This window comes from Acidovorax sp. NCPPB 3576 (genome assembly GCF_028473605.1).
In the GTDB taxonomy this organism is placed as follows: Bacteria; Pseudomonadota; Gammaproteobacteria; order Burkholderiales; family Burkholderiaceae_C; genus Paracidovorax.
Window position 1 is genome coordinate 1,399,185 of record NZ_CP097267.1, and the last position, 18,772, is coordinate 1,417,956.

The 18,772-nt window shown below is 65.6% G+C and carries 24 protein-coding genes; 9 read left to right on the forward strand and 15 right to left on the reverse strand.

Annotated elements, in window-relative coordinates:
* Positions 1 to 84: 84 nt before the first annotated feature.
* Positions 85 to 888 carry a ferritin-like domain-containing protein gene (locus M5C98_RS06540; RefSeq protein ID WP_272551721.1) on the reverse strand — a complete coding sequence of 268 codons (804 nt, stop codon included), beginning with the start codon at positions 886 to 888 and terminating at the stop codon, positions 85 to 87.
* A gap of 49 nt (positions 889 to 937) precedes the next feature.
* Here M5C98_RS06540 and M5C98_RS06545 point away from each other — a divergent pair, with 49 nt between their 5' ends.
* A complete protein-coding gene (locus M5C98_RS06545) occupies positions 938 to 1,462 on the forward strand; it encodes a gamma carbonic anhydrase family protein (protein ID WP_272551722.1) in 525 nt (174 codons plus the stop codon).
* 29 nt (positions 1,463 to 1,491) lie between these two features.
* Positions 1,492 to 2,481, forward strand: a complete 990-nt coding sequence (gene hslO, locus M5C98_RS06550; protein WP_272551724.1) for an Hsp33 family molecular chaperone HslO — start codon at positions 1,492 to 1,494, stop codon at positions 2,479 to 2,481.
* A 34-nt stretch (positions 2,482 to 2,515) separates the two neighbouring features.
* Here the strand turns inward: hslO and M5C98_RS06555 are convergent, their stop codons facing one another.
* From M5C98_RS06555 to M5C98_RS06590, 8 genes are all read right to left on the reverse strand, one after another.
* The gene (locus M5C98_RS06555) at positions 2,516 to 3,088 is read right to left on the reverse strand and encodes a hypothetical protein (RefSeq protein WP_272551725.1); all 573 of its coding nucleotides are present in this window, start codon (positions 3,086 to 3,088) and stop codon (positions 2,516 to 2,518) included.
* A 50-nt stretch (positions 3,089 to 3,138) separates the two neighbouring features.
* The gene (locus M5C98_RS06560) at positions 3,139 to 3,417 is read right to left on the reverse strand and encodes a septum formation initiator family protein (protein WP_272551727.1); all 279 of its coding nucleotides are present in this window, start codon (positions 3,415 to 3,417) and stop codon (positions 3,139 to 3,141) included.
* Positions 3,418 to 3,511: 94 nt separating this feature from the next.
* Entirely contained in the window at positions 3,512 to 4,798 is a 1,287-nt protein-coding gene (gene eno / locus M5C98_RS06565; RefSeq protein ID WP_272551728.1) for a phosphopyruvate hydratase, read from the reverse strand.
* Between the two features lie 89 nt (positions 4,799 to 4,887).
* Positions 4,888 to 5,403, reverse strand: coding sequence for a hypothetical protein (locus tag M5C98_RS06570; RefSeq protein ID WP_272551730.1), 516 nt, complete (start codon positions 5,401 to 5,403; stop codon positions 4,888 to 4,890).
* Entirely contained in the window at positions 5,384 to 6,187 is an 804-nt protein-coding gene (locus M5C98_RS06575; protein ID WP_272551732.1) for a hypothetical protein, read from the reverse strand. The genes M5C98_RS06570 and M5C98_RS06575 overlap by 20 nt, the downstream gene beginning before the upstream one ends.
* 25 nt (positions 6,188 to 6,212) lie before the next feature.
* Positions 6,213 to 6,503, reverse strand: a complete 291-nt coding sequence (locus M5C98_RS06580) for a DUF1330 domain-containing protein (protein WP_092744373.1) — start codon at positions 6,501 to 6,503, stop codon at positions 6,213 to 6,215.
* 3 nt (positions 6,504 to 6,506) lie between these two features.
* Positions 6,507 to 7,364: a 3-deoxy-8-phosphooctulonate synthase gene (gene kdsA, locus M5C98_RS06585; RefSeq protein WP_272551734.1), complete on the reverse strand. Its 858-nt coding sequence runs from the start codon at positions 7,362 to 7,364 to the stop codon at positions 6,507 to 6,509.
* Positions 7,365 to 7,406: 42 nt separating this feature from the next.
* A complete protein-coding gene (locus M5C98_RS06590; RefSeq protein ID WP_272551735.1) occupies positions 7,407 to 9,077 on the reverse strand; it encodes a CTP synthase in 1,671 nt (556 codons plus the stop codon).
* 101 nt (positions 9,078 to 9,178) lie between these two features.
* Here M5C98_RS06590 and coaBC point away from each other — a divergent pair, with 101 nt between their 5' ends.
* The 4 genes from coaBC (at position 9,179) to M5C98_RS06610 (ending at position 12,054) form a co-directional block, all read left to right on the forward strand.
* A complete protein-coding gene (gene coaBC, locus M5C98_RS06595; RefSeq protein ID WP_272551737.1) occupies positions 9,179 to 10,399 on the forward strand; it encodes a bifunctional phosphopantothenoylcysteine decarboxylase/phosphopantothenate--cysteine ligase CoaBC in 1,221 nt (406 codons plus the stop codon).
* A gap of 22 nt (positions 10,400 to 10,421) precedes the next feature.
* Positions 10,422 to 10,910 (forward strand): hypothetical protein, encoded by a 489-nt coding sequence (locus M5C98_RS06600; RefSeq protein WP_272551739.1) that lies wholly within the window; start codon positions 10,422 to 10,424, stop codon positions 10,908 to 10,910.
* 9 nt (positions 10,911 to 10,919) lie between these two features.
* Positions 10,920 to 11,366 carry a dUTP diphosphatase gene (gene dut, locus M5C98_RS06605; RefSeq protein WP_272551740.1) on the forward strand — a complete coding sequence of 149 codons (447 nt, stop codon included), beginning with the start codon at positions 10,920 to 10,922 and terminating at the stop codon, positions 11,364 to 11,366.
* Between the two features lie 178 nt (positions 11,367 to 11,544).
* Entirely contained in the window at positions 11,545 to 12,054 is a 510-nt protein-coding gene (locus M5C98_RS06610) for a glycine zipper 2TM domain-containing protein (RefSeq protein WP_272551741.1), read from the forward strand.
* Between the two features lie 95 nt (positions 12,055 to 12,149).
* Here the strand turns inward: M5C98_RS06610 and M5C98_RS06615 are convergent, their stop codons facing one another.
* Positions 12,150 to 12,674, reverse strand: a complete 525-nt coding sequence (locus M5C98_RS06615) for an FKBP-type peptidyl-prolyl cis-trans isomerase (protein WP_272551742.1) — start codon at positions 12,672 to 12,674, stop codon at positions 12,150 to 12,152.
* Between the two features lie 53 nt (positions 12,675 to 12,727).
* Between M5C98_RS06615 and M5C98_RS06620 the strand changes: the two genes are divergently transcribed.
* The 3 genes from M5C98_RS06620 (at position 12,728) to M5C98_RS06630 (ending at position 14,896) form a co-directional block, all read left to right on the forward strand.
* Complete coding sequence (locus M5C98_RS06620; RefSeq protein ID WP_272551744.1) at positions 12,728 to 13,861, forward strand: cupin domain-containing protein; 1,134 nt, start codon at positions 12,728 to 12,730, stop codon at positions 13,859 to 13,861.
* Between the two features lie 34 nt (positions 13,862 to 13,895).
* Entirely contained in the window at positions 13,896 to 14,417 is a 522-nt protein-coding gene (locus M5C98_RS06625; RefSeq protein ID WP_272551746.1) for a hypothetical protein, read from the forward strand.
* Positions 14,418 to 14,617: 200 nt separating this feature from the next.
* Positions 14,618 to 14,896 (forward strand): hypothetical protein, encoded by a 279-nt coding sequence (locus M5C98_RS06630; protein ID WP_272551748.1) that lies wholly within the window; start codon positions 14,618 to 14,620, stop codon positions 14,894 to 14,896.
* Between the two features lie 172 nt (positions 14,897 to 15,068).
* Here the strand turns inward: M5C98_RS06630 and M5C98_RS06635 are convergent, their stop codons facing one another.
* The 5 genes from M5C98_RS06635 to M5C98_RS06655 form a co-directional block, all read right to left on the reverse strand.
* Positions 15,069 to 15,848, reverse strand: coding sequence for an MBL fold metallo-hydrolase (locus M5C98_RS06635; RefSeq protein WP_272551749.1), 780 nt, complete (start codon positions 15,846 to 15,848; stop codon positions 15,069 to 15,071).
* 17 nt (positions 15,849 to 15,865) lie between these two features.
* Positions 15,866 to 16,954 (reverse strand): outer membrane protein assembly factor BamC, encoded by a 1,089-nt coding sequence (gene bamC / locus M5C98_RS06640; RefSeq protein ID WP_272551750.1) that lies wholly within the window; start codon positions 16,952 to 16,954, stop codon positions 15,866 to 15,868.
* A gap of 52 nt (positions 16,955 to 17,006) precedes the next feature.
* A complete protein-coding gene (gene dapA / locus M5C98_RS06645; protein ID WP_272551752.1) occupies positions 17,007 to 17,900 on the reverse strand; it encodes a 4-hydroxy-tetrahydrodipicolinate synthase in 894 nt (297 codons plus the stop codon).
* A 35-nt stretch (positions 17,901 to 17,935) separates the two neighbouring features.
* Entirely contained in the window at positions 17,936 to 18,502 is a 567-nt protein-coding gene (locus M5C98_RS06650; protein WP_272551754.1) for a class I SAM-dependent methyltransferase, read from the reverse strand.
* A 65-nt stretch (positions 18,503 to 18,567) separates the two neighbouring features.
* A complete protein-coding gene (locus M5C98_RS06655) occupies positions 18,568 to 18,756 on the reverse strand; it encodes a hypothetical protein (protein WP_272551756.1) in 189 nt (62 codons plus the stop codon).
* Positions 18,757 to 18,772 lie beyond the last annotated feature (16 nt).

An 18,772-nucleotide genomic window follows, 5' to 3' on the forward strand; every position in this document is an offset into this window, starting at 1 on the left:
TCGGTCTAGGGCCGCATCCCTTCGGCAGGGAAGCTGCGGGGCTTGGGCGCATTGTAGGAAAGAACGGCCGTCCACGCGGTGGGGTCAGCCATGCTGCAACCACTCCATTTCGGCGTCGCTGAACCCCGCCGCACGGCGGGCATCGGCATTGAATGGCGGTTTGAGGCGCGGTGCCTCATAGCGCTTCACCAGGAAGCCGTAATGCGTGAGCGGATCCAGGCCCTCTCGATCGCACAGAAAGCGATACCAATGGTTACCAATCGCCACATGCCCGATCTCCTCGCGCAAGATGATGTCCAGGATATCCACGGCCGCCAGGGCATCTGGCGTACCCACCTGCCGCAGCTTGCGCTGGATGAGCGGGGTGGCGTCCAGGCCCCGGGCCTCCAGCGTGCGCGGCACGAGGGCCATGCGCGCGACGATGTCGCCCGCGGTCTTCTCGCACATGGTCCACAGGCCCTGGTGCGCAGGAAAATCGCCGTAGTCGTGCCCCATGCCTTGCAAGTGGCCGCGCAGCAGGCCAAAGTGCTTGGCCTCTTCGGCAGCCACCCGCAGCCAGTCGAGGTAGAACGCAGGCGCCATGCCATCGAAGCGCCAGACGGCATCGAGGGCGAGGTTGATGGCATTGAATTCGATGTGCGCGATGGCGTGCATCAGCACCGCGCGGCCTTCGTGCGTGGCCGGCGAGCGGCGCGCCACCTCGGTGTGGCGCAAAAGCGTGGGCCGCTCCGGGCGGCCGGGGAGGGTGGCGGAATCGGCGGGGCCGTTCGGGCCCAGGGTTGCGACGGGATGGTCTGCCGCACACGCATGCAACGCCTGCGTGGCGGCTGCTTTGGCCTGGGGGTCTGTCAGGCACAGGGCCTCGAGGGCACGTTGGCGAAGGTCCATCCCTACAATTCTAGGATTCGGCCCGCGGGCAAAAAAATAGGAGACCTGGATGGCGCTTTACGAACTCGATGGCATTTCCCCCCGCACGGCGCCGTCGTCGTGGGTGGCGGACAGTGCCGAAGTCATCGGTCACGTCGTGCTGGGCGAGTCGGCCAGCATCTGGTTCGGGGCCGTGCTGCGCGGCGACAACGAACCGATCACCATCGGCGCCGGCACCAATGTGCAGGACGGCAGCGTGCTGCACTCCGACCCCGGCCAGCCGCTGGTACTGGGCGAGCGCGTGACGATCGGCCACAAGGTCACGCTGCATGGCTGCACGGTGGGCGACGAATCGCTCATCGGCATTGGCGCCGTGGTGCTCAACGGTGCGAAGATCGGCAGGCATTGCCTGGTCGGCGCCGGCGCGCTGGTGACGGAGGGCAAGGAGTTTCCCGATGGCTCCATGATCATCGGCAGTCCCGCGAAGGCGGTGCGCCAGCTCTCGCCCGAGCAGATCGAGGGCCTGCGCAAAAATGCGCAGACCTACATCGACAACGCCCAGCGCTTTCGCGCCGGGCTGCGCAAGCTGGCTTGAGCGGCGCCAACATTTTCAGGAAAACCAGGGTGTCTGAACTCCACAAGTTTCTCTTCGATGGCCTGCCGGTGCGCGGCATGATCGTGCGCCTGACCGACGCCTGGACCCAGATCCTCGCGCGGCGCGCCGGCAACACCACCTCCGGCGCCTACCCGCCGCCTGTGCGCGAACTGCTGGGCGAGATGGCCGCGGCCGGCGTGCTGATGCAGTCCAACATCAAGTTCAACGGCGCACTCGTGCTGCAGGTCTTCGGCGACGGGCCCGTCAAGCTGGCGGTGGCCGAGGTGCAATCGGACCTCAGCCTGCGCGCCACGGCCTCGGTGAACGGCGAGGTGCCGGACGGGGCCCGCCTGAGCGACATGGTGAACGTGGGCGGCGGAGGGCGCTGCGCCATCACGCTCGACCCCAAAGACCGCCTGCCGGGCCAGCAGCCCTACCAGGGCGTTGTGCCGCTGCACGGCGACCACCACGAGAAGATCGAAAAGCTCAGCGACGTGCTGCAGCACTACATGCTGCAGTCCGAACAGCTGGACACCATCCTGGTGCTGGCGGCCGACGACCAGGTCGCCGCCGGCCTGCTCATCCAGCGCATGCCGATCAAGGGCGAGGGCAACCTGGCTGGCGAGCTGACCCACCGCGAGAACGAGGACCAGATCGGCCACAACGAGGACTACAACCGCATCGCCACCCTGGCCGCGAGCCTGACGCGCGACGAGTTGCTGGGCCTGGATGTGGACACCATCCTGCGCCGCCTGTTCTGGGAAGAGAAACTGCTGCGCTTCGTCCCCCACCAGGGCGTGGACGGGCCGCGGTTCGCCTGCACCTGCAGCCGAGAGCGCGTCAGCAACATGCTGCGCAGCCTGGGAGTGGAAGAGGCCGAGAGCATCCTTGCCGAGCGCGGCGACATCGAAGTGGCCTGCGAGTTCTGCGGCCAGCAGTACCGCTACGACGCGGTGGATGCGGCGCAGATCTTCACCGAGCCCGGCAAGCAATTGCCGGGGCCGTCCAGCGTTCAGTAGCCGCCGGCGGCAAGGCCAGCCGGCCGGCCCCGCATCAGCCACGCAGCGCCGTGAACAGCTTGTGTTCGCACTCGGGGTCGCTGCACTTCTCGCACGACCACGCGCGAAGGCGGGCAGGTCGTGGCTGCTTTTCGGGGTCAAAAGGCGTGCCTGCCAGCGGATTACATGCCTTGGATGCTATTTTTTTAATAGCATCCAGGGTGGCCCGCAGCCGCTCGTCCCCGCTGCCGTACAGCACGCGATAGGCCACGCCGGCCTCGGAGAGGGCCTCGCGCAGGCAGGCATCGAACCGCTCCTGTCCTGAAGGCTGCAGTGTCTGGCCCGAGGCTTTCGACGAAGCCCCGCCATCCAGTCCGCAGAGCAGCGTCGCATGGCACGTCACCGCATGGGTCGCCGCCAGCGCCGCCAGCGCCTGCCGTGCCTCTTCTTTTTCTCGCGATGGACCCACCGGCGCCTCCAGGCAGCGCGACACGGCCGCATGCAGCGCCGGGCAGGCATCGACCATGGCATGCCCCGGGTCCAGGTGCCGTGCCACCGCGCGAGTCAAAGCCTCCAGCCCGGTGCCGGGTGCGCCCAGCAGGGCGATGCGGACCGGATCGGAGGCCAAGGGAATCGGCGGGGGTGTGGGAATGAACGCTGCGGCGACCGGCCCCGCGCTCAGCGGTGGGTCACCTGCACGTAGATCTCGTTGGGCTTGACCATGCCCAGTTCGTTGCGCGCCTTTTCCTCGACCATGTCCAGGCCTTCGCGGAGGTCATGTACTTCGGAGGTGAGGCGTTCGTTGGCCTGGCGCGCCTCGGCATTGGCCTGCTTTTGCGCGGCGATCTTTTCCTTCATCTCCTGCACGTGGTGGACGCTGCCGCGGCCGGACCACAGCTGCGCCTGCACCCCCACGAGGAGGAGCAGCAGCACCAGCGGAACGATGCGGGGACTCATGTCGGCAGATCAGGTAGCAAGGAAAACATCGGGGCGCCGCTTGCGGCACATCCCTCCGTGACGGAAGGCGGTGCCACAGGTGGCAGGTTTCAGGTCAGCGCAGGTTGTAGAACGCAGCGCGGCCGGGGTAGTGGGCGATGTCGCCCAGGTCTTCCTCGATGCGCAGCAACTGGTTGTATTTGGCGATGCGGTCCGAGCGCGACAGCGAACCCGTCTTGATCTGGCCCGCGTTGGTGCCCACGGCGATGTCGGCGATGGTGCTGTCCTCGGTTTCGCCCGAGCGGTGCGAGATCACGGCCGTGTAACCGGCGCGCTTGGCCATCTCGATGGCGGCGAAGGTTTCGGTCAGCGTGCCGATCTGGTTGATCTTGATGAGGATCGAGTTGGCGATGCCCTTGTCGATGCCTTCCTTCAGGATCTTGGTGTTGGTGACGAACAGGTCGTCGCCCACCAGCTGCACCTTCTCGCCCAGGCGTTCGGTCAGGTGCTTCCAGCCGTCCCAGTCGCCTTCGGCCATGCCGTCCTCGATGGAGATGATGGGGTACTTGTCCACCCACGCGGCGAGCATGTCGGTCCATTGCTGGGCCGTCAGGCGGATGCCGCCTTCGCCTTCCAGCACGTAATGGCCGTCCTTGTAGAACTCGCTGGCCGCGCAGTCCAGGGCCAGGGCGATCTGTTCGCCAGCGGTGTAGCCGGCAGCGTCGATGGCCTGCAGGATGAGCTGGATCGCGGCTTCGTGGTTCTCGACGCTGGGGGCGAAGCCGCCTTCGTCGCCCACGGCGGTGCTCATGCCGCGGTCGTTGATGATCTTCTTGAGCGCGTGGAACACCTCGGCGCCCCAGCGCACGGCTTCGCGGAAGCTCGGCGCACCCACGGGGACGATCATGAATTCCTGCAGATCGAGGCTGTTGTTGGCATGCGCGCCGCCGTTGATCACGTTCATCATCGGCACGGGCAGCTGAATGCCGCCCATGCCGCCCAGGTAGCGGTACAGGGGCAGGCCGGACTCTTCGGCGGCGGCGCGGGCCACGGCCATGGAAACCGCCAGCATGGCGTTGGCGCCCAGGCGGCTCTTGTTGTCGGTGCCGTCCAGGTCGATCAGCATCTTGTCCAGGAAGGCCTGCTCGGAGGCATCCAGGCCCAGCACGGCCTCGGAAATCTCGGTGTTGATGTGCTCCACGGCCTTGAGCACGCCTTTGCCCAGGTAGCGGCCTTTGTCGCCGTCGCGCAGCTCGATGGCCTCGCGGCTGCCGGTGGAGGCGCCCGAGGGCACGGCCGCGCGGCCCATCACGCCCGATTCCAGCAGCACGTCGCATTCGACGGTGGGGTTGCCGCGACTGTCCAGCACTTCGCGACCTACGATATCAACGATGGCACTCATTCAGGATTCTCCGGTTGATGATTAATTCTGGTTCAAAGCGCTGCCCCAACAGCATTGGAGGCGTGCTTCTCATATGGATGGCGTTATCTTCAAAGCGATGCAACGGAGCTTAGCAGGTAGGCGGCCGTCAGAATGACTGCGGGCAGACCCAGTACTAAATCTACAGTGATAACCAAAGCCTGGGGCCAAGTATTCACTCTTTGAATCAATGCAGAAGGGCGAATGGCCAGCAACGGAATTGAAACAATGGTGCAGACTAGAAAAAGCGTGGAAAACAATCCAACGCGCTCTGAAGTGGTCAGCAGTGTGAAGTTGGAGACAAAGAATAAAAACAAAAATACCAGCAGCCAGCTAGTCAATTCGATCGCATGGCGGATATTGATTGATTCGGTAGCAGTATTTTTTTTAAAAAAGCGAAAAAGCAAAAAAGAGAGGCTCAGTGCCAGTGGTGGCAGTGCAATCAATGAAAATGCTGCGGAAAAACCGCTGAGACTCCCAATGGCGATGTAAGCCACCGGAGTCAGCAGAAGACCGAGAATAAGGCAGGCACAAGCAAAAGCCGATACCTTATTGTTTTTGAATAAATTATTCGGCAGCGATTTCATATTCTTTGACGGTGGCAGCGCGGGTCACCAACGGGAAATAGCCGAACTGATGCTGAAGCTGCCACCAAGCCGTAATGCCGACCGACGCCGGCGAAGCGATGATCGAATCTGAAGCCGCTCCATATTCCCTGAGATCATCGTCGTCCAGGCCGAAGATGTCGTAGAAAACGAAATTCAGGGTCAGCCAGTATTTCTTGGCATTGCTGTCGTAATGGTAGTGGGTCGCGATGACATAAACGTACTGCACCCCGTTGATCATCAATCCCAGTCCGTTATTGAAATCCCGGGTCGAAAAGACCTTGCTTCCCAAGTTCAAGGCGGGAACGCCCAGGTTGGTCGGCATGTGGAGCTTTTTGATGTCCCACTGCGCGTTCTTCAGCGATTGATGAAGGCGTAGTTGGCCGGTGGTCCTGTTGGGTGAGTTGGGTGCGGAAACGACTGCATTGCAGAACGAATTGATATTGGGGTGGTTGCCCACTGCCGTATTGAGTCGCTCGTCATCGAAGTACTCCACAGCGGTCCTGCGGGTGTTCAGGAAATCATCAAACAGACGCCTGGCCATGCCCGTCTTGTCGCCGGCCGCAAAGATACCGAGCAATTTCAGCATCTTGGGGGCCAGTTCGCTGGGACTGTCTCCCACGCTATGGCCTCTGGGGGCGCGGAAGCGGCAGCCAGAGGTGATGTCCTGACCATACCGTGGCGGGCTCATCGCCGGAATGTAGGTGTTGTCAGCAAAAGCGTGCTGAGGCGTCAGGTAATTGTCTTTCGCGATAGCGACCACCATGGGTGGATGAAGCGCGACCTTCAATTCACACGCCCTCTACGCACACCATGCGCATGACGGCCGCGCCTTCGCGGGCCGCCTTGGCCTTCTGGTACTCGGGCGTGTCGTAGAACGCGCGGGCCGCCTCGAAGCTCGGGAACTTCAGCAGCACGGTGCGGCCGGGGTTCCAATCGCCTTCGAGCACCTCGACCTTGCCGCCGCGGATGCAGACCTCTGCGCCATGCACCTGCATGGCGTGGGTGCTCCACTTCTTGTACTCCTCGTACTGCTCGGGGTTGGTGACGGTGACGGATGCGATGACGTAACCACTGCTCATGGCTCAGGCTCCAAAGTTGTTTTCGAGGAATCCGTTGCGCTTGGTGATGGTGTCCAGCGCCACCAGCGTTTCCAGCAGCGCCTTCATGTGCTTGAGCGGCACGGCGTTGGGGCCGTCCGACAGGGCCTTGGCCGGGTCGGGGTGCGTTTCCATGAAGAGGCCCGCCACGCCCACGGCGACGGCGGCGCGGGCCAGCACCGGGACCATCTCGCGCTGGCCGCCACTGCTGGTGCCTTGGCCGCCCGGCAGTTGCACCGAGTGGGTGGCGTCGAACACGACCGGCGCCCCGGTCTCGCGCATGATGGCCAGGCCGCGCATATCGGAGACGAGGTTGTTGTAGCCGAAGCTCGCTCCCCGCTCGCAGGCCATGAAGCTGTCCTCGGGCAGGCCGGCTTGCCTGGCGGCGGCGCGGGCCTTGTCGATCACGTTCTTCATGTCGTGCGGCGCGAGGAACTGGCCCTTCTTGATGTTCACCGGCTTGCCCGACTGGGCCACCGCGCGGATGAAGTCGGTCTGGCGGCACAGGAAGGCGGGCGTCTGCAGCACGTCCACCACCTTGGCGGCCTCGGTGATGTCGTCCTCGGTGTGCACGTCGGTCAGCACGGGCACATTCAAATCGCGCTTGATCTTGGCCAGGATCTCCAGGCCCTTCTCACGGCCGGGGCCGCGAAAACTGGTGCCCGAAGACCGATTGGCCTTGTCGAAGCTGCTCTTGAAGATGAACGGAATGCCCAGCGCCGCCGCCGTCTCCTTGAGCTGGCCGGCCACGTCCATCTGCAATTGCTCGGACTCGATCACGCAGGGGCCTGCGATGAGGAAGAAGCGGTGTTCCAGGCCGACGTCGAAGCCGCAGAGTTTCATGGCAGGGGTTCTTTCTTTTCTCGTCGTTGCTTCAGAAGGCTTTCAGGCCGCCGCGAGGGCTGGCTGCTGGCTCTTTTGGCGCTCCACGGCCGCCTTGATGAAGGCGTTGAAGAGCGGGTGGCCGTCCCACGGGGTCGATTTGAACTCGGGATGGAACTGCACGCCGATGTACCAGGGGTGCACGCTCTTGGGCAGCTCGACGATCTCGGTGAGCTGCTCGCGCTGCGTGAGCGCCGAGATCACCAGGCCCGCCTTGCGCAACTGGTCCAGATAGTTCACGTTGGCCTCGTAGCGGTGGCGATGGCGCTCGGTGACGATGTTGCCGTAGATCTCGTGCGCCAGCGTGCCGGCCGCGACGTCCGAACTCTGCGCGCCCAGGCGCATGGTGCCGCCCAGGTCGGAGTTCTCGTTGCGCGTCTTGATCGTGCCGTCGGCGTCCTTCCACTCGGTGATCAGGGCGATCACGGGGTGGGGCGTGGCGGGCTCGAACTCGGTGCTGTTGGCATCCTTGAGGCCGGCCACGTGGCGCGCGTATTCGATGGTGGCGACCTGCATCCCCAGGCAGATGCCCAGGTAGGGCACCTGGTGCTCGCGGGCGTAGCGGGCCGTGCTGATCTTGCCTTCCACGCCGCGCGCGCCGAAGCCGCCTGGCACCAGGATGGCGTCGTACTTGGCGAGTTTTTCGGCCGCGTCGGCGGCGCCGATGGTCTCGGAATCGATGTGCTCGATCTTCACGCGCACATGGTTCTTCATGCCGGCGTGGCGCAGCGCTTCGTTCACCGACTTGTAGCTGTCCGACAGATCGACGTACTTGCCCACCATGGCGATGGTGACCTCGCCCTGTGGATGCTCGGTCTCATAGACCAACTGATCCCAGCGCTTGAGGGTGGTGGGAGGCGTGTTCAGGCGCAGCTTGTCGCAGATCAGGCCATCCAGGCCCTGCTCGTGCAGCATGCGCGGCACCTTGTAGATCGTGTCCACGTCCCACATGCTGATCACGCCCCACTCGGGCACGTTGGTGAACAGCGAGATCTTGTCGCGCTCTTCCTCGGGAATGCGGCGGTCGGCGCGGCACAGCAGCGCGTCGGGCTGGATGCCGATCTTGCGCAGCTCCTGCACCGTGTGCTGGGTGGGCTTGGTCTTCAACTCGCCCGCGGCGGCGATCCACGGCAGGTAGGTCAGATGCACGAAGGCGGCGTTGTTGGGGCCGAGCTTGAGGCTCAGCTGGCGCACCGCTTCGAGGAAGGGCAGGGACTCGATGTCGCCCACCGTGCCGCCGATTTCGACAATGGCCACGTCCACCGCGTCGCCCGTGCCCACGCCGGCGCCGCGCTTGATGTATTCCTGGATTTCGTTGGTGACGTGCGGAATGACCTGCACGGTCTTGCCGAGGTAGTCGCCGCGCCGTTCCTTCTCCAGCACGCTCTGGTAGATGCGGCCCGTGGTGAAGTTGTTGGTCTTTTTCATGCGCGTTTCGATGAAACGCTCATAGTGGCCGAGATCGAGGTCGGTTTCGGCGCCGTCGTCGGTGACGAAGACCTCGCCGTGCTGGAACGGGGACATGGTGCCCGGGTCCACGTTGATGTACGGGTCGAGCTTGATGAGGGTGACTTTGAGGCCCCGCGATTCGAGAATCGCGGCAAGGGAGGCTGAGGCGATTCCCTTGCCCAGGGAAGACACCACACCGCCGGTGACGAAGACAAATTTGGTCATGTCTTTTTAGGTGGTGGGAAATTGGGATTATAGAGGCCGGCCACCAAGGCCCCGGCCGGCGCTTTGCAAGCCCGCAGGCCCCGTCTGCTAAATTGCGCGCCATGAACGAGCTCGCCGGCAAACACATTCTCCTGGGACTTTCCGGCGGCATCGCCTGCTACAAATCGGCCGAATTCGCCCGCCTGCTCATCAAGGCCGGGGCCACCGTGCAGGTCGTGATGACCGAGGCGGCCGCGCAGTTCATGACCCCCGTCACGATGCAGGCGCTGACCGGGCGCACGGTGTACCACTCGCAGTGGGACGCGCGCGAGCCCAACAACATGCCGCACATCAACCTGGGCCGCGAGGCCCATACCATCGTCATCGCGCCGTGCAGCGCGGACTTCATCGCGCGCCTGGCGCAGGGGCGCTCCGACGAACTGCTGAGCCTGACCTGCCTGGCCCGGCCCATCGACCGCGTGCCGCTGTTGCTCGCACCCGCCATGAACCGCGAGATGTGGGCGCACCCGGCCACGCAGCGCAATCTGGCTCAGGTGGCGCGCGACGGCGCCGTGGTGCTGGCAGTCGGCAATGGCGACCAGGCCTGCGGCGAAACCGGCGACGGCCGCATGCTGGAGCCAGCCGAACTGCTGGAGGAGCTGACGGCGTTCTTCACGCCCAAGATGCTGGCCGGCCAGCACCTGCTGGTGACGGCGGGCCCCACGTTCGAAGCCATCGACCCGGTGCGCGGCATCACCAATCTCTCCAGCGGCAAGATGGGCTTTGCCATCGCCCGCGCCGCGCGCGAGGCCGGCGCGCAGGTCACGCTGGTGGCGGGGCCAGTGCACCTGTCCACGCCGCGCGGCGTGCGCCGCGTGGACGTGCAATCGGCACAAAACATGCTCGACGCCGTAGTGGAACATGCCTCGGATGCTACTGTTTTTGTAGCAACCGCTGCCGTTGCCGACTGGCGCCCGGCGCAGGCGGCCCGCCACAAGATCAAGAAGGACGGCTCCGGCGAGGTGCCTGCGCTGGCGTTCGTGGAGAACACGGACATCCTGGCCCAGGTGGCGAAATCCGAGCGCGCCCGCTCGGGGCAACTGTTTTGCGTCGGCTTTGCGGCCGAGAGCGAAGACCTGCTGCGCCACGCCAGCGCCAAGCGCGAGCGCAAGGGCGTGCCGCTGCTGGTGGGCAACATCGGCCCGGCCACCTTCGGGCAGGACGACAACGCGCTGCTGCTGATCGATGCCGAAGGCCACCGGGAACTGCCACGCGCCTCCAAGCGTGAACTGGCCCGCGAGTTGGTGTCCGAGATCGCCCGGCGTCTGTCCAGTGCCACCTGATTTTTCGCAAGTGGCTGCTCCCGTGCAACATCCGCACCGGCCCGAATGGGACACACCGCCCGACGGCGATTTCGCAAGCTATGTCGAGCGGCTCAGCCGCCTGCAGCATCCAGCCCCGCCAGCGCCTGGTGTGGAGATGGGCCGATCCAGGGATCGATCCCATGCCCCTGGCACGGCGGCCAAGGTTCCCAACCGCGATGCAAAGCGTCAGCCGGCGGGTGCAGCCATGCAGGGCGCAAGCGCTTCGACGTGGCTGTACGTGGCGCGGGCGGTGCTGCTCTTGCTGGTGTTGGCAAAGGCAGTGGCGTGGCTCGTTTTCGGCTGGGGCTCGCTGTTCGGTATCGTCTTGCTCGGCATGCTGTGGTGGGGCCTCGGCGCGGCCGGTCGGCGCCTGCTGCCTGCCCACTTGCCACCGGCTGGCACCGACCGCACCGCGGCCCTGAAAACCGTGCTGGAGGCGCTGCGCAACGCGGCGCGCCAAACTCCGAATTCCCGTTTCCCCAAGAAGTGAATTGAACCTGTGAAGATCGACGTCAAGATTCTCGACCCCCGCATGGCAGAGCAACTGCCTTCCTATGCCACCCCGGGCAGCGCCGGCCTCGATCTGCGCGCCTGCCTGGACGAGCCGCTCACGCTGCAGCCCAACGCTTGGCAGCTGGTGCCTACGGGCATTGCCATCTATCTCAAAGACCCCGGGTATGCCGCCCTGATCCTTCCGCGCTCGGGCTTGGGGCACAAGCACGGCATCGTGCTGGGCAATCTGGTGGGGCTGATCGACAGCGACTACCAGGGCCAGCTCATGGTAAGCGCCTGGAATCGCAGCAGCACGGCGTTCACCCTGGAGCCCATGGAGCGGCTTGCCCAACTGGTCATCGTGCCGGTGGTGCAGGCGCAGTTCAACGTGGTCAGCGACTTTCCCGCCACGCAGCGCGGCGAAGGCGGCTACGGCTCGACGGGGCAATCCTGATCGGGCGGTCCAACCCTCCCGTTGCGGTTTTTGTAGGCCGGCGCCGACATGGCTGCCGGTATTTGTCTTGCCTGCCTGGCCGCGATTGCCCGGCGGGTGCCGAGGCGGAGTGCATGGTGCAATCCGCTTCACGTTAAAGGCCTTGAAGGCCTGCGCATCGCTCTGAAGGAGAACTTTCATGTCCCGTTTCATCCGCTCCGCCACCCTGGCAGGTTCCGTCGCCCTGGTGACCCTGCTCTCCGCCTGCGCCCAACAGCCGCGCTACTCCAACAACTACCCCGCTCAGCCCCAGCCGGGCTACTCCTCCTACCCCGCCGCACAGAACCAAAACCAGAACGGTACGGAGTTCGGCGTGGTTTCCAACATCGAAACCCTGCACGCGCGCAACCGCGGCACCAGCGGTGCCGGTGCCGTGTTGGGCGCGGTGGCCGGCGGCGTGCTGGGCAATCAGGTCGGCAAGGGCAGCGGCCGTGCCGCAGCCACCGTGCTGGGTGCCGTGGGCGGCGGTGTGGTGGGTAACCAGATCGAAGGCCGCACCGGCAACAACAACGACGGCCAGGCCGAGGGCTACCGCCTGACCATCCAACTGGACCAGGGCGGCCAGCGCGTCTATGACGTGACCACGCCAGGCGACCTGCGCACCGGCGACCGCGTGCGCCTGTATGGCGGCCAGATCTCGCGCATCTGACCTCCCATGCTCTCATCGCCTGCCGCGCACGCGTGGCAGGCACCCCATGCAAAACGGGCCCCTCGGGGCCCGTTTTGCATGGGTCAATGAATCGGTCAGTGAAGGGTGGGTGCGTCCGCCGCGGGCGGCTGGATGCGGAAGAAGCCGGTTCCGGCCGAACCGCGGCCGATCTCTTCCTCGGTGGCTTCGCGCACGCTCTGCACCGTGAGATGCAAGCGCAGCGCAATGCCGGCCAGCGGGTGGTTGCCATCCAGCACGATGTGCTCCGGGTAGATCTGGGCCACGGTGTAGAGCACATCACGGGGTGCTGCCGGGTTGGTGCCCTCGGGCAGCGCACTGCCTTCGACCGTCATGCCTTCTTCCAGATCCGCCGGAAAGAGGTGGCGCGGTTCGAGGAACAGCAACTGGTCCTGGTAGTCGCCGAAGGCTTCCTCGGGCTCCAGGTGCAGCGACAGCGAAGTGCCTGCGGCGTGGCCTTGCAGGGCCTCCTCGATGCGCGCGAGCAGATCGTCGCCGCCAACGAGAAAATCCACCGGCTCATCGAGCACGTCCAGTTCCTCGCCGAGGGTGTCTTTCAAGATCCAGGTCAAAGCGACCACACATTGTTGGTTGATTTCCATAGGAGAATTGTCGCAGTTCGACCCTCGGCCGCGAACGCGGCAATCATTTCCCCATGGATATTCAACAACCTCTGGCGCTGCTGGGCGACCTCACGCCGGCGCAGTTCATGCGCCGCCACTGGCAGAAAAAGCCTTTGCTGGTTCGCCAGGCCATCCCCGCGTTCGACCCGCCGGTGCACCGCGCCGAGCTGTTCGCGCTCGCTGCGCAAGAGACCGTCGAATCGCGCCTCGTGCAGCACAAGGCCGGCGTGTGGAAGCTGCGCCACGGCCCTTTCACACGCCGCGCGCTGCCCCCGCTCGCCACGCGGGAATGGACGCTGCTGGTGCAGGGCGTCGATCTTCACGACGACGGCGTGCACGCTTTGATGGAGCCGTTCCGCTTCGTTCCCCGCGCACGGCTCGACGACCTCATGATCAGCTACGCCACCGATGGCGGCGGGGTCGGGCCGCACTTCGACAGCTACGACGTCTTCCTGCTGCAAGCCCACGGGCGCCGCCGCTGGCGCATCGGGCGCCAGAAGGACCTTACGCTGCGCGAAGGGATTCCGCTCAAGGTGCTGGCGCAGTTCGAGCCAGAGCAGGAGTTCGTGCTCGAACCCGGGGACATGCTGTACCTGCCCCCGCGCTATGCCCACGATGGCATCGCCGAAGGCGAGTGCATGACCTATTCCATTGGCTTTCGCTCCCCGGCCCGCACCGGCATCGCGCAGGAGCTGCTGTCGCGCCTGGCCGACGATGCAGCCGATGACGACGCTCCGCCCCAGCTTTATCGCGATCCGTCGCAGCCCGCCGTGGCGCAGCCGGGTGAAATCCCGCAGGCGCTGCAGGTCTTCGCACGCGAAGCGCTGGAACGTGCCCTCTCCGAGCCGCTGGCGCTGGAGCGCGCCCTGGGCGAGAGCCTGACCGAGCCCAAGCCCAACGTGTGGTTCGAGCCCGGGGCGGTGGGCGGCCTGCTGGAAGGGGTCCGACTGGATCGCCGCACCCGCATGATGTATGACGCACGCCATGTATTCATCAACGGCGACAGCTACCTGGCTGCGGGCCGCGATGCCACCCTCATGCGCCGGCTGGCCGATGAACGTGTGCTGCACGCCCGTGATGTGGCGCGCGCCAGCGACGATGCGCTGGAGCTGCTGTCGTCCTGGTGCGAAACCGGCTGGGCACATGCCTGGTCGCCATCGGATTGATTGACCGCGCAGGGCGGTGACGAAGGAGCTGCCGATGTCCGAAGAATTCCCTCGCCATGCCGACGCAGCGGCGGCACTGCCTGCCGGGCGTTTCAACGGCCGGGAAGATTTTCGCCAATGGGTGCGCGATGCGCTGGCGTGCGCTGCGAAGGAGGGCTGGAGCGAAATCGTGCTGAGCGATTTCGACTTTCACGACTGGCCGTTGGGAGAGCGCGAAGTGGTGGCCTCGCTGCAGTCCTGGGCTCGCCGTGGACGGCGCCTGACCTTGCTGGCCGGAACGTACGACGAAATGGTGCGGCGCCATGCGCGCTTCGTGCAGTGGCGGGGCGTGTGGGACCATGTGATCGAGTGCCGCCGCGCGCCCACTGCGGACCGCCTGGAGCTGCCCAGCGTTCTGTGGTCCGATGCCTGGGTGCTGCAGCGCCTGGACCCCGAGCGCTGTGCCGGCGTAGCGGGCCGCGAGCCCGAGCGCCGCCTGTCGGCGCGGGAGGCCCTCGACGAGTGGCTTCTGCGCAAGAGTTCTCCCGGTTTTCCCGCGACCACGCTGGGGCTTTGAGCGCCGCAGCCCATTTGGCGATTTACTGAAGAGAAACAAAACGTCCCGTCAGTGTTAGTCTGTATTGACGGAATCTCCCTATAATTTGCGGTTGAAGTAAAAAAGGCGCCCCTGAGCGCCACGCACCGCCAGAGAGCACGCTGCAAGAGGGCGCCAATGGCGGCAATTCAAGATCCGTCTGTCCAATAGGAAAAACTGAAATGAAGAACTCTCTCGTTCTGGCTGCCCTGGTTGCCTCCGTCGCTCTCGCTGCTTGCGGCAAGAAGGAAGAAGCCGCTGCTCCTGCACCGGCTCCCGCTCCTGTGGAAGCACCCGCACCAGCACCCGCTCCCGTGGTGACGCCTGCTGCTTCCGATGCAGCCGCTCCTGCCATGACCGCCCCCGCATCCGACGCCGCTTCCGCTCCCACGGGCGACGCTGCCAAGGCTGCTGCCGACGCTGCTGCTGCAGCCGCGGCTGGCGCTTCCACCGCCAAGTAATCGCTTCCACAGGTCTTCGGCACCCTGTGCCGGAGATCGGCAAAAGCCCCGTACCACCAGGTCGGGGCTTTTTTATTTGTTACGCCGTTCAACGATGGGGGGTTGACGATCTGCCTGGCAAAGCCCTTTCCAGAGCGTTCCGGCGGTGGTGTGCGCATCGTCCCTGCGATCTCTAGCCGCAGGCGATCCAGTCGGAGCCGGTGACCGGGCTGGCGACATCCACGCGCGCCGTCTCCCAGCCCAAAGCCGAGGCCAGGGCGGCCTGGGCCAGCTCGGGGCGATTGTTCTGTGCGCTGAGGTGGGCCGCCACCACGCGGCTCAGTCCGCTGTGCTGCATGGCCCGCAGAATGTCAGCCGCCACCGTGTTGGCCAAGTGCCCGTAGAGGCCGCTGATGCGGCGCTTTAAAAAAGCCGGGTAGGTGGAGACCGCGAGCAGGTCGGGATCGTGGTTGGATTCCAGCAGCAACGCGTGGCAGCCCTTCAGGTGGGCCAGCACGTGGTCGGTGGCATGCCCGAGATCGGTCAGCAGGCCGATGTGCGTCGCGCCGTCGCTGCAGCGCAGTTGGAGGGGTTCGCGGGCGTCGTGGGGCACGGTGAAGGGCAGGGCTTCGAATGCACCCAGATCGATGGGCACGCCGTCGCGCGCAATGTTCAGCAGCCCGTCCAGATCCGGTGCGCCGATGGCCGTATAGGTGCCATGGCTCATCCAGACCGGAATGCGGTGCCTGACCACCAGCTTCTCCATGCAGCCCACGTGGTCCGAATGCTCGTGGGTGATGAACAGGGCGTCGAGGTCATCGATCGACAGCCCGGCCGCGCCGAGGCGCACTGCCAGTTGCCGTGGCCCCAATCCGCAGTCGATGAGCAATCGCCGCACCTGCGTGCCGCAGCGCCCTTCGACCACCGTGGCGTTGCCCGAACTGCCGCTGCCCAGGTTCTTGAAGCGCAGCACGCAGTCCTGGGGTCCGGTTACTTGAGGTCGTCCGTCAGCACGCGCACGATGCGCTCGGCGTTGGCCGAGGTCTCCGCCGTGCCGGCTGCGTTCAGCACCGACACCGTGCTCTTGTTATCGACGCTGCGCACCACGACGCGGTACTTGACCGGCGCTGCGGCATCCGACGAGCGGCCCAGCAGCTTGCCGAAGAAGCCCGGGTCCTTCTTCTCGGTGGGCTCGACATAGCGCACGAAATACACACCCTGGGCGCGGTCGCGGTCTTCCACCGTGAAGCCGGTGCGATCCAGTGCCAGGCCGACACGGCGCCAGGCGCGGTCGAAGTTTTCGTCCAGTTCGACCACGGGCACATTGCCCTGGCGTGCCATGCGGGCCGTGGGCACTTGCTGCGCGGGGGCGGCGGCGATGGCGCGGGACTGCTCCTGGCTCACGCCCAGCTTGACCATCAGGCGGCGCAGGAATTCGGTTTCCAGTTCCGGATCGACCGGACGGGGCTGCCAGACGGTGCTTTCCTTCTGGGCGGAGGTATAGACCTCGACCATGCCACGGTGGCTGATGAAGATCTCGGTACTGCCGTTGGGGCCGCGTTCCAGTCGGGTGCGGAACTTGTCGCGCTCGCCGGTGGAATAGACCGAGTCGAACATCTTGCCGATGGTGGAACGGATGATGTCCTGCGGCAGCTTGGCGCGGTTTTCGGCCCAGTCGGTTTCCATGATGCCGAGGTTGGCCTGGTCCTGCACCAGCACGAAGCCGTTCTCGGTCCAGAAGTCGCGCACCGGGTCCCACAGGGTGTCGGCGGGGCGGCTCACAACCAGCCAGCGCTGGTTGCCGTCGCGTTCGATGCGCACGTCGCCGATGGTGCGGGAGGCTGCATTCACCGAGCCCGCAGGCTTTTGCGACTGGCCGGCCTCGAAGGCCGCTGCCGACACCACGCCGCCGGGCACTGCATAGCGCGAATCGCGCGAGATCTGGTTCAGGTCGGGCGGCACTTCGAGCGTCGCCCCCTTGGTGGCGCTCTTGTAGTCGATCTTGTCGTTCTCCAGGACGGAGCAGGCGGACAGGGCCATGGCAAGGCCCAGCAGGCCCAGTCGGTTGATAGCGTTCACGCGGAAATCCTCTTTGGTGTCTGGGGAGAGCGGGGCAGGCAGGGCGGCTGGATCACAGCAGCCCGCTGGCGCGAAGGGCGGCTTCGACCGCGGCTTCGTTGCCTTGGCTGAGCGGAGTCATGGGCAGGCGCATCGCGCCGCCGCACCGGCCCAGGCGGTGCATCGCCCACTTCACCGGAATCGGGTTGGCTTCGACGAACAACTGCTTGTGGGTGGGCATGAGCTGGAACTGGATTTCCATGGCGCGGCGCACATCGCCTGCGAGCGCCGCCACGCACAGTTCGTGCATGAGGCGCGGCGCGACGTTGGCGGTCACGCTGATGTTGCCCTGGCCGCCGCACAGCATGAGCGCCACGGCCGTCGGATCGTCGCCGGAGTACACGGCGAAGCCCTTGGGCACATCACGGATCAGCCATTGCGCGCGTTCGATGTTGCCGGTGGCTTCCTTGATGCCGATGATGCCGGGCACCTGCGCCAGGCGCAGCACGGTGTCGTGCAGCATATCGGCCACGGAGCGGCCGGGCACGTTGTACAGCACGATGGGCAGGTCGCCCACCGCTTCGGCGATCGCCTTGAAATGCTGGTACTGGCCTTCTTGGGTGGGCTTGTTGTAGTAGGGCACCACCTGCAACTGCGAGTCGGCGCCGACCTTCTTGGCGAAGCGGGCCAGTTCGATGGCCTCTGCCGTGGAGTTGGCGCCGCAGCCGGCCATGATGGGCACGCGCTTGGCGGACTGCTCGACGGCCACGCGGATGATTTCGCAGTGTTCTTCGACGTTCACCGTGGGCGACTCGCCGGTGGTGCCCACCACGCCGATGCAGTCGGTGCCTTCGGCGATGTGCCAGTCGATCAGTTGGCGCAGGGTGGGATAGTCCACGCTGCCGTCCTCGTGCATGGGGGTGACGAGGGCGACGATGCTGCCGGTGAGAGAGCTGGGAGGGGTCATGTCCGCGGTGGAAAACGGGTAAAGGAGCATTCTAACTAGAGCGGCGGTGCGAGCCGGTGGCGCGCCGGTGCGGCACCTTCGGCACCTTCGCGGGGCCGGACCGCTGCGATGCGCTGGACGAAGCGCTCCGGCGCATCGAGGAAGCCATCTTCATAGGCCACCGTGCACAGACCCGCGCAGGCCTGCAGCAGTTCCCCGGGCCGCAAGAGAAAGTCCGGCCGGGCCGGGCGGCCGACGGTTTCGTTGCCCGCGGCGAAGGTTTCGTACAGCAGCACGCCGCCGGGCGCGACGCTGGCCGCCAGCGTGGGCAGCAGCGGCCGCCACAGGTATCGGGTGACGACCACGGCGCCGAAGGTGCGGCCCGCAAAGGGCCAGGGACCGGCTTCGATGTCCGCGCAGAGTATTTCGCCCAGGCCTTGCAGCGGCGCCAGCGCTTCGTGGTCGCGGTCCACGCCGGTCACGGGATGGCCGCGCCCGTGGAGCCAGCGCAGGTGCCGGCCGCTGCCGCAGGCCACGTCCAGCACGCTGGCGCCGGGCGGCACGAGGTGGGCCCAGCGCCGGACCCATTCCGAAGGTGGCTCAAGGCCGTGCGTTGTCGGCATTTGCTATGAAAATAGTAGCTGCCATGGCAATGAAATCGCCGGCGTGAAGGCGGTTTGATCCATATTCAGAAGCAGGCCCACAGCTGGTCGGCCATCATCACCACGAAGTCCGGCTCCGCATACAGCAGGAACACGGCGGTCAGCAGCGCCGCGCCGACGGCACCCCACGCCCACGCCCTGCGAACGCGGGCCGTGCGCACGGCGCCGGCATGGCCCGGCTGCGGGCTGGGCGAGGGGTGCGGGGTGGATGGCATGGTTCCTGAGCGCCTT